Consider the following 14,667-nt stretch of genomic DNA (forward strand, 5'->3'; position numbering starts at 1 on the left):
CACACCTCCGAGCCATGGGAAGGAGGTGAAACCGATGAGGGAGTTTTTCACCTCAGTGCTTGCGGGTCTTTTATCCGCTGTGCTATGGGAATTCGTTAGGTGGGTTCTCGCGCTCATCCGGGCACGAAAAAACCCGCCCAGCGCTAACAACCAGAGGCGGGTTTAAGACCCTGCGGGGGGCGGTTCGGTTCCGCCCCTCGTAGTTTTCTTATTGTATCACACTTCCCCATCGTCTGGCGACGGAACCGCTGCCTCAGAGGCGGAATCGACGGCAGCTGCCCCAGCCTCCTCCTTCTTGGAAGCCACCTTAACGGCGTGGTGGGCCAAGATGTCGGCTTTCAGCAGGCGATTGAACTCCTCCAAATCGTACAGCTCGCCGGTGTTTTCCTTCTCGTCCACCGCAGCAGCCTCTTCACCGTCGACGCCGATCGGCCAGTCGTCGCCGTCCTCCTCATCTACGGGCTCATCGAAGGCCACGGGGATGAGTTGCGGACCCTCGCCCCGGGCAGCTGCCGCAGCGGCCGCAGCGGCAGCCGGCGTAGATGCCGCACGCGCACGGGCAGCCTCGCGCTTACGCAGGGCGGCCTCCAAGGCGCTTTCCGCCGAACCGTCGGCCGCCGCAGCCGTCGCACCGGGCTCCGCATTGTCGCCAGTGGCATCTGCAAGTACCGCATCGTCGCCCAACACGTCGACATCAACCGCCACGCCCTCGTAGGCCTTCACCGGCACCCGCACCGCTTCCGAGCGCTCGCGCCGGGCCTTGTTGGCCTCCACGGCCAAGCCCACCGCCGCACCGGCACCCAGCACGCCCAGGGCAGCCAGCGACACCGGGCCCGCCATCTTCGCCCCGGCAATCCAGGGCATTTCCTCTGTTTCAGCAAACGGCTCGTTGATGTGCCCCTCGACACCGTACTTCAGCACCTGCAGCACGAAGTGGCCGCCCTGTTCGCTCTCGCCGAGCACCGCGGCGCGATCATAGCCGCGATCGCGCAGCACCGCAGCCCGCTCGCGAGCCTGCGCCGCCACCTCCTCGCGACCACCGTAGGACAGGGCACCGGTGGGGCACGCCCTCACGCAGGCAGGCGCGCCGCCATTGGTCACGATATCGGCGCAACCATCGCAAAGGCAAACGGCGGCGCGCCCATCGGCGTGATGGGGAACGGCCACCGGGCACACCATGGAGCACAAGCCGCAGCTCACGCACCGATCGCTATCGGGACCCACAAGACCCGCAGCGTCATCGACCACCAGGGCACCGGTGGGGCACACGCTGGCACACGGCGCCTCAAAACAGCGAACGCATCCCTTGCGCGCCGCCTCCCACACCAGGCCCGATCCTGTAGTCTCGCGTTCGGTGAGCACGATCATCAGGGGCGTCAAGCCGTCAAGGTCGGCTGCGCGCTGGTAGGCGTTGGCCGGGGCCTCGTTGCCCTCCTCGGTGTGAAACGGCAGCTGTCCGCGACGCTTGCACGCCACGGCACAGGCCTGGCAGCTCGCGCAGCGGCTGCCGTCGAACAGAATCGCCTTGTCCTTCATCGCGCCCCCTCGGCCTTCTCGACGTTCACGAGGAATCCCTTCACAGCGAAGCCCTCGCCCGCAGGGCTCGCCACACCCGGTGCCAGCGCAGCCCAACTGCCGCCCATCGCCGGCGCAGCGCCTTCGGTTTCCTCCTCGGCTTCCACGCCCATGCCGTTCAAATACACGTAGTGGGCCTCGTTGCCCTCGCAGACGAAGGGCGTCACGCGTGCCGTCACCAGCACCGGAGCCTCCACCGAGCCGCGCTCGTTGAACACGCGCGCCACATCGCCCGTCTGGAAGCCGCGAATGCGCGCCAGCTCGGGCGACACTTCCACGAAAAAGCCCGGATCGAAGGCCCGCGCGGCGGGAACCAGCGCGCGCCATGCCGCTGCATCCGCACGGTTGTTGTTCATCACCGCGCAAATGGGATACGCCTCGCGATCGGCCATCACATCGGTGTAATCGGGAGCCAAGGCCGCCTCCACCGCCGCATCGCGCGCTCCCGCGCCCTGCGCGTCAGCCGACCCGTCGGTGCCACCCGTTTGGGCCAGCACCGAACCCACGCCCCGGCGCGAAGCCGCCGCCAGAAGCACCGGCGATGCGTAGGAGGTGTTCAGCCGGTTGTTCAACGGCGACTCCAAGGGCTCGTAGTGCTCGGGCAGCGGACCGTCGGGTAAACGATCGGACCACAGCAGTCCCACTTGCTCCCACACCCCGGGAAACGCGCAGTTATCCGGAGCAACCCAACGACCGTCGCGCAAAGCCGGGAAGTCGGCCTGGTCGGCCATGGCCCACACCTGGCCATCCCAATACAGCAGATTGCGGTCGTTGCGCCAGGGCTGTCCGGCCAAGTTGGCGCTGGCCCGGTTGCCTCGCACGCGCACGTTCGACGGCCAGGTGAAACCCCAGCTGGCGAACAGACCCAGGCCGCTCTCGTCGGTCGCGTCGCGACGCCCCACCGGCTGCTCGGCCGGAGTCGCCGGGGCACTGTTGTTGTTCCAGCAGCCGGCGAAGGACGCGGCGGCGCAGGCGGCCGATCCGTCGGCCCGCAGACCCTGTGAGCCCTCCAGCAGCACCACCTTGCCGGCATTCCAATCGGCGCCCTCCACCTGATAGCCGTTCAGCGCCCAGGCGACGCGCGTCAAGTCGATGCCGTTCTCGCCCTCGTAGTCCCATTTGACGCCGAGCAGCGGGTCGGGCGCCGTGCCGCCCTTGGTGTCGTAGAGGTTGTACACGCGCCGCCACAGATCGCCGATGATGGCGGCCTCGCTGCGGCTCTCGTCGGCCGGGGGACAGGCGGCGGCCGCATACTGCACCAAGCGCGACCCGGCCACCCGCATGCCGTCCTTTTCGCAAGCCTGCGCCGTGGGCAGCTGGTACACCGTAGTGGAAAGGGCCGCCAAATCGCCATCCAGCTCACGCCAGAACGCGGCCGTGCGCGAAGGGGAGCCGTCGGCCACCACGAGCCAGTCCAAGCCGGCCAAGCCCTCGGGACCGAAGGCGCCGGGTGCCTGGGCCAGCAAGTCGGCCTCCCACACGAAGCAGCCCTTGGCGCCCCCTGCGGCCAGCGTATCGAACACCGAGGCGCCGGCCAGCGCCGCCGGGCGCTTCGGCAGCCAGTCGAAACCGTAGGAATTGTCGGCCTGGGCGCCTTCGCCCCACCATTCCTTCAAGGCCGATACGATGGCCTTGGGCTCCTGGGCTCGCGCGCCCGCCGCGGCCGTAACGGCCTCCAGCCACGTTTGCAGCGTGGGCGTCTGCTCGGTCGGCCAGGGCGTGCCGCCGGGAAACACCGCGCTCGTCAGACCCAGCACATCGGCTGCGCCCTCCCCCGCCGTGCCGCCCAGGTAGTGGATACCGCCGCCGACCACGCCCACATTGCCCAGCAGCAGCTGGGCCACGCAAGCGGCGCGCACGGCCTGGGCGCCGGTGCCGTGCTGCACCATGCCGGGACCCACCAGCACCTTCGCCGCGGTCTCGGGAGCGTTCGTGGCGGCCACAGCCTCGTACACCGCTTCCAACTGATCGCGGCCCACACCGCACACCGTGCTGACAGTATCCATGTCGTAGCGACCGTAGAATGCCTGCATCTGCATCCACACGCTCGCCTCGTACTGCAATGTGATGTCGCGAACCGGCTTCGGCACCGAGGGAATGGTCCACACGGGCACTCCCTCGCCGCGCACCCAGGCAAACTCGCCGTCGAAGCGCATGTTCCACGTGTCGAAGCCGTCGGTGCGGTAGCCCCACGTGCCGCGGTCGTAGGTGCCCCCCACCGGGTCCCAACCGCAGAACAGACCCGTAGCGTTGTCGAAGGAGAATCCGTCGCTCACCAGATACGAGGCGTTCGTGTAGTTCAGCACGTACTCCGGCTGCCAGCGGTTGTTGTCCATCAGGTACTTCACCAGGCCGCCGAAAAACGCCGTGTCGGTGCCGGGGCGCAGGGCCACGTGCACATCGGCCATCTCGGCCGTGCGGGTGCGCACCGGATCCACCACAATCCAGCGGGCCCCGGCATCGCGCGCCCGCTCGATCCAGCGCAGGGTAACCGGCTGGGTGGCCGCATGGTCCGATCCTACCGTGAGAATAACCGACGCATGGGGCGCATCGCTGGGAAGACCGTCGGGCGCGGCAATACCGAAGGCCGCCTCGCAGGCCGTCCCGAACGTACGCCGACCGAACAGGGCCTCGTTGTCCAGGTGCACCACGCCCCAGCCCCGCAGGGCCTTGGCCAACAGATACTGCTCCTCGGCCACCAGGCGCGCCCCGCCGAAGCTGACGATGGCCTCGGTGCGCATCACGGGCACCTCGCCCGCATACTCGACGAACGAGGCGTCACGGGTGGCCTTCACAGCGCTGGCAATTTCCGACAACGCCATATCCCACGAGATGTCCTCCCAGTGGTCGCTGCCCGCCCGGCGCACCCGCGGGGCGGCCAGCCGCGCCGGATTGGACGCCGCTTCACCATCGCCCTCGCCGGGAATCAACCGAGCATCCAGCAATTGCTGCCCCCGGGCGCACAGCGCGCCCTCGGTGAAGGGATTGGCGGCCTCGCCCCCCACCTCTACGGGCACGTCGAAATCGAAGGTGAGCAGAGCCGTGCAGCCGGCGGAACAGCCATCGCACACCACCGCACGCTTCTCGTTCTCGCCCTCGACCGGCGCCTCGGCAGCGTCCGCCTCGCCGTCGGCCCAAGCCTGCGGCACCGCGCCGACCCCCGCGCCCGCCACCGCTGCACCGGCGGCCAAAGTCGCGCCTGCGAGAAACTTCCTCCGCGTCAGTTCCATATACGCTCGATCTCCTCTGAGTACCTTATTCACACCCTGTCTCTCTTGGGTTGCATTTTCACACACCACACGCGAAAAAGGCCCCTGGAAATCAAGCATCCGCGAGCCGCGGGGGCCATCCTCATAAATTGTCCACGTTCGCACCCCTCATATCCCCTTTGATGAGGGAATTTATCAGCTTCTTACGCGCTCTAATCCGTAAGTGCGCGCACCCTCGCGGCTTCTTAACAAACCGTCTACAAGCTAAACCTGATCTTGTCCCTCATCCTTCAAGGGCTATACTGTCTGCATCGTTAATTGTCCCCGAATAAGGAGAAGCACCATGAACACCAACCATGCCAAGACCATCAAGGGCATGAGCATCGCCAACATCGTGCTGGCAGCCCTCGGCATCCTGGGCGTCCTCATCACCTGGATGGGCCTGGGCGCCAGCGGCGCGGCCGTTTCCGGCTCCGGCTACGACTACTTCTACACCGATGACGGCTACATCATCGAGACGAGCGACATCAACGCCATCCTAGGCGTGCTGGGCATTCTGGTGTTCTGGGTGTTCGTCTGCCTGGTTCTGGTGCTTATCGCCGGCATCATGGGCGTGCGCGGCGCCAATAAGCCCGAGAAGTTGAAGGGCGTCATGACCTGGAACATCGTGGGCGCCGTGGCCAGCTTCCTGGGCGCGGGCATCATCACGCTCGTGCTGTGCATCATCGTGGCCGTGTTCGCCAACAAGGACAAGCAGGCCCTGACGGCCGCCCCCTATGCTGCGCCGGCCTACGCTGCCGTGCCGACCGTCCCCGTGCAGCCCCAGCAGCCCGTGGCCCCGCAGGCCCCCGTCGCCGCGCCGGCTGCCGCCCCGGTGGCTGCCCAGCCCCTCGTGTCCGATCCGGCCCCCGTCACCCCGGCCGCTGCACCCGCTGCCGAGGCCGTGACCACTGCCGAAGTGGCCGCCGCCGAGCCCGCCGTGGTGCTCCCTGACAACTACATCGAGGACGCCCAGGCCAGCGTGACCATCGTGGAAGAGACGCCCGTCGACGGCGAGCAGAAGTAGCTTGCACGGGATATAGCTTCCCACACAGTGGTTCCGAAGAAGGGCGACCGAACGGTCGCCCTTCTTGCGTTTCGGAGTCCGCCCCGCACGAGACGGCACGCGGGCGGCCTGAAGGCCGCCCCTACGGGGATGCTGCAGGAGAGAGGGTCGCGGGGCGGGGGCGGGCGGCCTGAAGGCCGCCCCTACGAGGGCGTTGCGGGAGCGAGAGGGCCACCGGGCGAAAGACGTCCGGCCGCGGGGCGATTCCGTAGGGGACGGCTTCAGCCGTCCCGCGACTTCCCTAGTCCTCGTAGTCGGTGTCCACCACCACGTTGCAGGTGTAGCCGGGGTACTTCGCCTCCAGGGCACCCACCACCGCGTCACGGATGGCGTCGTTGTCGGCCGCGAAGTCGATCATCATGTCGAAGTACACCGTCTTCGCCTCCTCGTCCACGTAGAAGCCGTGCACCTGCAGTATCTTCGGATTCTCCTGGGCCAGCTTCTCCAGATCGGCCCGCATGGGGGCGAACTTCCCCGTGGTGTTGGCCGCGTACACGCCCACCGTCATGCTGATGTGGAACTTCGCGAACAGCCCCTCGGCGATCTTGCGCGTCAGCGCGTGGATCTGCCGGGCGTTCATGTCGTCGTCCACCTCGATGTGCAGCGAGCCGATCACCTCGTTGGGCCCGAAGTTGTCCAGCACCACATCATAGGCGCCGCGCACGCCGGGAAACCCGTTCGCATAGTTTTCGATGGCGGCCACAAGCTTCTTGTCCTCGGGCAGCCCGATAATGGGCGCCAGCGCGTCGCGCAGCACCTCGATGCCGGCCTTGCACACCACGAGCGATATCACAAGCCCCACCGCGCCGTCGATGTTCAGCCCCCACAGGTTCTGAGCCGCGGCCACCACCAGCGTGCCGGCCGACAGCACCGCGTCGTAGTTGGAGTCCACCCCCGAGGCGACGAGCGCCTCGCAGTCGGTCTTGTCGCCGAAGCGCTTGAACATGACGCCGATGACGATCTTCGCCAGAATGGCCACCACGATCACCGTGATGGTCAGCGTGGAGTACACCGGCGTGCCCGGGTGCAGTATCTTCACCACCGACTCGCGCAGCGAGATGAGGCCGGCCACCAGGATGATGACGGCGATGACCACGCTCGTGAGGTATTCCACGCGCCCGTAGCCGAAGGGGTGGTGGCGGTCGGGCCGGCGCCCGGCCAGCTTCGTGCCCACGATGGTGATGATGGACGACAGCGCGTCGGTGGCGTTGTTCACGCCATCCAAGATGATGGCGATAGAATGCGACACGAAGCCCACGGCCAGCTTGAAGGCCACGAGCAGCATGTTGCCCACGATGCCGTAGATGCTCGCCTTGACGATCTCACGCTCGCGATTCATAACCATCACCTTCACGATATTATGTGCGCCCTCCTGGCTCACATCAGATTATAGTCCCGGTGGCGCTTCGGGCCTGCGGCGGCGAAGTTGCCTTTGCAATGCAGTTCGGCAACTTCCCGCCAACAGGGGTCTCCGACGGCGAAAGCCACGGCCGCGGGCGGTCTATATTCTTGATCTGAAGCAGCGCTTCACCCTGCCCATTTTCGAGACCAGGAGGCATCTATGTCCACTGCACCGACCCCAACGGCCGCCGAGAACGCCAACCTCACCGACGGGTTCCATGTTCTCGTCCAGTCGCTGCTGAAGAACAACCTCGATAAGATGTACGGCGTCATCGGCATCCCCGTGACCGACGTGGCGCGCATCGCCCAGGCGAAGGGGATTCGCTATATCGGCCTGCGCCACGAGTCCGATGCCGGCAACGCCGCCGCGGCCGAGGGCTTCATCACCGGCAAGCCCGGCGTGTACCTGACCGTCTCGGCCCCCGGCTTCATGAACGGCCTCATCCCCCTGAAGGAGGCCACCGAGAACGGCTGGCCCGTCATCATGATGTCGGGATCGTCGTCCCGCGAGCTTATCGACATGGGCGAAGGCGACTACGAGGGCATGGACCAGCTGAACTACGCGAAGCCCTTCTCGAAGGCGGCCTACCGCGTCGATAAGGTGGAGGACATCCCGCTCGTGGTGGCCCGCGCCATCCGAGCCGCCTGCTCCGGGCGTCCCGGCGGCGTGTACATCGACCTGCCGGGCGACACGCTGGGCCAGACCATCGACGCTACCGTGGCCGAGGGCCTGCTCTATCAGGTGAACGACCCGGCCCCGGCCCAGATCCCGGCGCAGTCGGTGATCGACGGGGCCATGGAGCTTCTGGCCAGCGCGAAGAAGCCGCTCGTCTACATCGGCAAGGGCTCGGCCTACGCCCAGTGCGAAGACGAGGTGAAGCAGTTCGTGGAGTCCATCGGCGCGCCGTATTTGGCCATGTCCATGGCCAAGGGCGTACTGCCCGACAACCACCCGCAGAACGCCGCCAGCGCCCGCGGCATGACCATGCGCGAGGCCGATGTGGTGGTTCTTCTGGGCGCGCGCCTGAACTGGATGCTGAACTTCGGCAAGGGCAAGCATTGGAACGAGAACGTGAAGTTCATCCAGGTGGACATCGATCCCACCGAGATCGACAACTCCCGCTCCATCGCCGCGCCGGTGGTGGGCGACCTGAAGTCCACCGTGGCCAAGTTCAACGAGTACCTGGCGACGCATCCCTATCACGCCGACCCCGCGTGGCTTGAGGCCATCCAGGCTGATTCCGCCAAGAACAACGCCCGCTTCAGCGGCGCCGAGACGGCCGACACCGTGCCCATGACCCACTACAACGCGCTTGGCGCCATCAAGAAGGTCACCGACGCGAACCACGACGTGTACATCGCCAACGAGGGCGCCAACGCCCTGGACGACTGCCGCGACATCATCGACATGTACCTGCCCCGCCACCGCCTCGACTGCGGCACCTGGGGCGTCATGGGCGTGGGCCTGCCCTACGCCATCGGCGCGGCCGTGACCACCGGCAAGCCCGTCATCTCCATCCACGGCGACTCGGCCTTCGGCTTCGACGGCATGGAAGTGGAGACCATCTGCCGCTACCAGCTGCCCGTGACCGTGGTGGTGCTGAACAACGGCGGCATCTACCGCGGCGACTTCAAGAACCTGGGCGACGACGGCGACCCCTCGCCGCTGACGCTGTCGGCCTGCGCGCATTACGAGAAGCTCATGGAGGCCTTTGGCGGCACCGGCTACTACGCCACCACCCCGACCGAGGTGGAGAAGTACGTGGCCGCGGGCGTGGCCAGCGGCAAGCCCACCATGGTGTGCTGCGAGCTGTCCATCCACGCCGGCAAGGAGTCGGGGCACATCACCTACTTGAACCCGCAGCCCGTCACCGGCCCGCTCGTAGGCAACGAGCAGGAAGACCTCGCCGAGCACCGCGAGAACGGCAAACTCGTCGATTAGGGAAGACATCAACCGCGGCCGAGCGTAGAGGGCCGCGGGGTGGTGCTCACCAAGCGCAGTTCACCCCAAGGGTACTTGCTCGCTCCGCTCGCAGCGCCAACACGTGACTGGAAGTGCCCTCGACTATGGCAAAGCGTAGAGGGGGCGCAGGGTGCCTTGACCGAGCGAGTTCCGCAGCGGCTGAAACAGCCCAGCGGGCTGTTTCACAAAGCGAGGACTGTCTGAGCGAATCAAGGTACCCTGTGGCCCCGACTGGCGAAGAGCCGCAAACGGAAGTTCAAGTAAGAAAGAAGGCCCAAATGGGAGACATCGGTAACATCATCATCGCCGACATCCTGCCGATCTTCGCCATCATGATCCTCGGCTACCTCGGCGGCAAACTGCACAAGTTCGACAACGACCAGATGCAGGGCCTGAACAAGGTCGTGCTCGACATCGCCCTGCCGGCGGCCCTGTTTTTGTCCATCACCAAGGCCACCCGCGAGATGCTGTTCGGCGACCTCACGCTCACCCTGGTCAGCTTGGTCGTGGTCATCGGCATGTTCATGCTCAGCTTCTTTTTGTGCTGGAAGATGTTCAAGCACAACATCGCCGAGGCGGGCGTCTGCGCGCTTATCGCCGGCTCGCCCACCATCGGCTTTCTGGGCTTCGCCGTGCTGGACCCGGTGTTCGGCACCGGCACCCAGACGGGGCTGGTGGTGGCCATCGTAGCCATCATCGTGAACGCCATCACCATCCCCATCGGCTTCTACCTGGTGAACAAGGGCCTGAATGCCGAGGCCGCCAAGGGCACCGGCAAGACGGAGCTCGCCGCCACCGGCACCACCGCAGTTGCCAGCAAGGGCGCGCCCGCGGCCCCCGCGCAAGGCAAGAAGGCCCACAACTCCAACCTGGACGCGGTCATCAAGTCGCTGAAGCAGCCGGTAGTGTGGGTGCCCATCCTGGCCGTTATCATGGTGCTGCTGGGCATCAAGTTCCCCTCCGAGCTCGACCCCTGCTTCAGCCTCATCGCGAAGGCCAACTCGGGCCTGGCGGTGTTCGCCGCCGGCATCGCGCTGTCCACGGTGAAGTTCAGCCTGGGCAAGGAGACCATCTGGAACGTGTTCTACCGCAACCTGCTCACCCCGGCCATAGGCTTGGCGCTGGGCCTGGTGTGCGGCATCCACGGCGTGATGCTGCAGATGTTCGTGCTGGCCATCGCCCTGCCCCCGGCGTTCTCCGGCATCATCATCTCCAGCCGCTACAACATCTACGTGCGCGAGGGCGCGTCCACCGTGGCCGTGTCCACCCTGGCCTTCGCCGCCACGATGCCCCTCTGGATCGTCGTCACCCCTATGATCGAGCATATGTTCGGCGCCTAAGGGGCGGCCGCGATCTCGCGATTTCCCTACGAATGAGAAGGTAGCGCTGCAGGACGTCTGCCCCAGCCTGCACTGGTTCAGAATCGGATTGTCGTCTTGGCCCAGTATGTTCCATTTTGGAACATACTGGGCCTTGCAAGGGAGTGTATTTAGGTTGCGACTGAGCGAGAGGAGTCCCGAAGTGAGCACGCAGCGTACAGGAGAGGCAAAGACGGTATCGCAGCGCAGGGCGGTTACGGGCATGGAGGCCGCGGCGAGTGCGGCCTACGCGCTGTCGGATGCGGCGATGATCTTCCCCATCACGCCGGCCTCGCACATGGCCGAGACCGTGGAGTCGTGGGCGGCGGCCGGACGCGAGAACTTCTTCGGGCACCCGGTCGTCGTGAAGGAGATGCAGTCCGAGAAGGGCGTGGCCGGAGCGCTGCACGGATGCCTCGCCGGCGGCGCGCTCGCCACTACCATGACGGCCAGCCAGGGCCTCATGCTCATGATCCCCAACATGTACAAGATCTCCGGCGAGATGCTGCCCGGCGTTTTCCACGTCACCACGCGCTCGCTCGCGGCCCATGCGCTGTCCATCTTCGGCGACCACCAGGACCTCATGGCCGTGCGCGCCACCGGCGTGGCCATGCTCGGCAGCGCGTCGGTGCAGGAATGCCACGACCTTTCGTGGGTGGCGCACCTGGCAGCTATCGAGGGCAGCCTGCCCTTCGTGCACTTCTTCGATGGCTTCCGCACCTCCGACGAAGTGCAGACCATCGACCTCATAGACCCCGCGGCCGTGCGCCCGCTCGTGAACTGGCAGGCCGTGAGCGCGTTCCGCCACCGCGCCATGGACCCGGAGCGCCCTGCCATCCGCGGCACCGCCCAGAACCCCGACATCTACTTCCAGAACCGCGAGGCCCCCAACGCCGCCTACGACGCGCTGCCCGCCATCGTGCAGAAGAACATGGACGCCCTGGCGAAGGTCACGGGGCGCCATTACCACCTGTTCGACTACGTGGGCGCCCCGGACGCCGAGCGCGTGGTAGTGACCATGGCCTCCAGCTGCGAGACCGTGGAAGCCGTGGTGCGCGACCGTGTGGGCACCGGCGAGAAGGTGGGGCTCGTGAAAGTGCGCCTGTACCGGCCGTTCTCGGCCGAGCATTTGCTGGCGGCCATTCCGACCACGGCCCGCATCGTGTGCGCGCTCGACCGCACGAAAGAGCCGGGGAGCCTCGGCGAGCCCCTGTTCCTGGACGTGCAGGCCGCACTCGCCGCCGCGCGTCCCACCGTGCGCGTCATCGGCGGCCGCTACGGCCTCTCCTCCAAGGAGTTCGCCCCCGCCCACGCCCTGGCCGTGTTCGAGAACATGGCCACGTCCGAGCCGAAGACGCGCTTCACCGTGGGCATTACCGACGACGTGACCCATCTGTCGCTGCCCGTGCGCGACTGGCTGCCCGCGCCGGTCCAGAAGCTCACCCAGGCCGTGTTCTACGGCTTCGGCAGCGACGGCACCGTGAGCGCCAACAAGGTGGCCGCGCGCATCGTGAGCGACGCGGTGGGCAAATTCGTGCAGGAGTACTCCTGGTTCGACTCGAAGAAATCGGGCGGCCTCACCATCTCCTATATGCGCTTCGGCGACGCTCCCGTGCGCGAGCCCTGGCTCATCACGCAGGCCGACTACCTGGCCTGCCACAAGGACATCTACGTGAAGCGGGGCTACCGCATGCTCGACCGGCTGCGCGACGGCGGCACCTTCGTGCTGAACGCGCCCTGGACAAGCGTGCGCGAGCTGGACGCGGAACTGCCCGCCGAGCTGCGCCGGGCCATCGCCGCCAAACACGCCGACTTCTACGTCATCGACGCGGCCAAGCTGGCTGCCGACGAGGGGCTCGGCCCTCGTATCAACATGATCATGCAGACCGCGTTCTTCCGCCTGACAAAGGTGATGGACTTCGACACAGCGCGCCAGCTGCTGAAAGAGAACGTGGCCCGCGTATACGCCTCGAAGGGGGCCGACGTGGTGGCCCGCGACCAGAAGGCCATCGACGCGGCGGCCGACGCCCTCGTGAAGATCGGCTACCCGAAGCGCTGGGCCGACGCGACCGACAACGACACCGCCCCCGCAAGCGATTACGCAGCCGGAGCCGGCGCAGCCCCGGCGGTGCGGCTCGGCTCGGTTGCCGGCGAGGATGCCTTCATCGAGAACATCTTCCGCCCCATGGACCAGCTGCGCGGCAACGAGCTGCCCGTGAGCGCCCTTTCCCCCGACGGCATCGTGCCGCCGGGCTCGGCCGAATACGAGAAGCGCTGCGTGGCCTACGAGATTCCGTCCTGGGACGCCACGAAGTGCGTGGAATGCTACGAGTGCTCGCTCGTGTGCTCGCACGCGGCCATCCGCCCCTACGTGGCCACGGCCGCCGAGCTCAACAGCGCCCCGGCTGCCTTCGACACCAAACCCGCCACACTGAAGGAACTTTCCGGCATGGCCTTCCGCATCCAGGTGTACCCGGAGGACTGCGTGGGCTGCGGCAGTTGCGCCGACAACTGCCCGGGCAAGGCGCTCGCCATGACGCCGCTGCACCGCGAGCTGGAAACCCAGAAGGCAAACCTCGCCTTCGCCCAGGCCAACATCTCCCTGAAGGACAGCCTGGTGCCCGCCGACTCCATCCCCGGCACCCAGCTGCAGAAGCCCCTGCTGGAGTTTTCCGGCTGCTGCGGCGGCTGCGGCGAAACCCCCTACGTGAAGCTGCTCACCCAGCTGTTCGGCGACCGCCTCATCATCGCGAACGCCACGGGCTGCTCGTCCATCTGGGGCGCCTACATGCCCTCGATGCCCTACACGGTGAACACCCACGGGCACGGGCCGGCCTGGGGAAACTCGCTCTTCGAGGACAACGGCGAGTTCGGCTACGGCATCGCCAAGGCCGTGAAGGTGCGCCGCGCGCACTTGGTCGACCTCGTGAAGCAGGCCGTGGGCGAGGCAGTCGATAAGGCGAGCAACGTGCTAATTGCTTCCACGGGAACGACGCAGGCTGGTTCCGTAGGGGGCGGCTTTAGTCGCCCCTCAGCCGCAAGCGGCACAGAGCAAAGCGTCAGTTCCGCATCGGTCGCGACCCAGGGCGGACTAAAGTCCGCCCCTACGGGGGACATGACGGAGCGAGCGAAAGAGCTGCTGACCCCCGCTTTCTCCCCCGCCACCACCACGCTGCTGAGCGACTGGCTCGCAGCGGCCGACGATGCCGACGCCGCCTACGACCTGGGCCAGGCGGCCCAGCGCGCCCTGAAGGCCGAACGTATGGCGCTTCCCGCGGAATCGGCCGCCCGCGCCCTGGCCGATGAAATTCTCGACTACGGCGAGATGTTCGGGAAGAAGAGCGTGTGGGCCGTCGGCGGCGACGGCTGGGCCTACGACATCGGCTACGGCGGCCTGGACGAGGTGCTGGCCTCGGGCGAGAACATCAACGTGCTCGTGTTGGATACGGAAGGCTATTCCAACACCGGCGGCGAGATGTCGAAGGCCACCGAGCTTTCCAGCGTGTCCGGCTTCACGCTGGACGGCAAGCCCACGCCCCGCAAGAACCTCGGCCGCATGATGATGCAGTACGGCTATGTATACGTGGCCCAGGTGTGCCTCGGCGCCGACATGGAGCAGACCATCCGCGCCCTGCGCGAGGCCGAAAGCTACGACGGCCCCTCCATCGTCATCGCGCTGTGCCCGTGCATCAGCTGGGGCATCAAGGGCGGCATGAGCACGAATTTGCGCGTGGCCCGCGAGGGTGTGCGCGCCGGCTACTGGCCGCTCTTCCGCTTCAATCCGGCCTTGGCAGCCACGGGCGCCGACCCGCTCACCGTGGACCCCCCCGCCCCCGACGACGACTTGGACGACTTCCTTTCCAAGCAGGATCGCTTCACCTCGCTTACCGCCCGCGACCCGCAACGGGCGGCCACCCTGCACAGCGAGCTTTCCAAAGACCTCGCCCGCGAGTACACCGAGCTGGAGCGCGAGGTGAAGGTATACGAGCCCTAGCGCCCCGCCGAAAACCCGCTTCTAAGAAGACGGGGGCCGACGCACTCCGCGTCGGCCCCCGT

General features: G+C 66.7%; 7 protein-coding genes. 4 read left to right on the forward strand and 3 right to left on the reverse strand.

Going from position 1 to position 14,667, the window contains the following annotated elements; genetic code table 11:
* Window positions 1–216: 216 nt before the first annotated feature.
* Both VIN30_RS07230 and VIN30_RS07235 read right to left on the reverse strand, forming a co-directional pair.
* Window positions 217–1,536 (reverse strand): 4Fe-4S dicluster domain-containing protein, encoded by a 1,320-nt coding sequence (locus VIN30_RS07230; RefSeq protein ID WP_338210433.1) that lies wholly within the window; start codon window positions 1,534–1,536, stop codon window positions 217–219.
* On the reverse strand, window positions 1,533–4,805 hold the full coding sequence (locus VIN30_RS07235; protein ID WP_338210435.1) for a molybdopterin-dependent oxidoreductase: 3,273 nt from the start codon (window positions 4,803–4,805) through the stop codon (window positions 1,533–1,535). Before VIN30_RS07235 ends, VIN30_RS07230 begins: the two co-directional genes overlap by 4 nt.
* A gap of 322 nt (window positions 4,806–5,127) precedes the next feature.
* Between VIN30_RS07235 and VIN30_RS07240 the strand changes: the two genes are divergently transcribed.
* On the forward strand, window positions 5,128–5,850 hold the full coding sequence (locus tag VIN30_RS07240) for a hypothetical protein (protein WP_338210437.1): 723 nt from the start codon (window positions 5,128–5,130) through the stop codon (window positions 5,848–5,850).
* A 280-nt stretch (window positions 5,851–6,130) separates the two neighbouring features.
* On the opposite strand, the gene VIN30_RS07245 is transcribed toward VIN30_RS07240, so the two are convergent.
* Window positions 6,131–7,228, reverse strand: a complete 1,098-nt coding sequence (locus tag VIN30_RS07245; protein WP_338210439.1) for a cation diffusion facilitator family transporter — start codon at window positions 7,226–7,228, stop codon at window positions 6,131–6,133.
* Between the two features lie 222 nt (window positions 7,229–7,450).
* Here VIN30_RS07245 and oxc point away from each other — a divergent pair, with 222 nt between their 5' ends.
* From oxc to nifJ, 3 genes are all read left to right on the forward strand, one after another.
* Window positions 7,451–9,232, forward strand: a complete 1,782-nt coding sequence (gene oxc / locus VIN30_RS07250) for an oxalyl-CoA decarboxylase (protein ID WP_338210441.1) — start codon at window positions 7,451–7,453, stop codon at window positions 9,230–9,232.
* 299 nt (window positions 9,233–9,531) lie between these two features.
* Window positions 9,532–10,593, forward strand: coding sequence for an AEC family transporter (locus VIN30_RS07255; protein WP_338210442.1), 1,062 nt, complete (start codon window positions 9,532–9,534; stop codon window positions 10,591–10,593).
* Between the two features lie 181 nt (window positions 10,594–10,774).
* Complete coding sequence (gene nifJ, locus VIN30_RS07260; protein WP_338210444.1) at window positions 10,775–14,605, forward strand: pyruvate:ferredoxin (flavodoxin) oxidoreductase; 3,831 nt, start codon at window positions 10,775–10,777, stop codon at window positions 14,603–14,605.
* Window positions 14,606–14,667 lie beyond the last annotated feature (62 nt).

The organism is Adlercreutzia wanghongyangiae (assembly GCF_035989245.1).
Lineage (GTDB): Bacteria > Actinomycetota > Coriobacteriia > Coriobacteriales > Eggerthellaceae > Adlercreutzia > Adlercreutzia wanghongyangiae.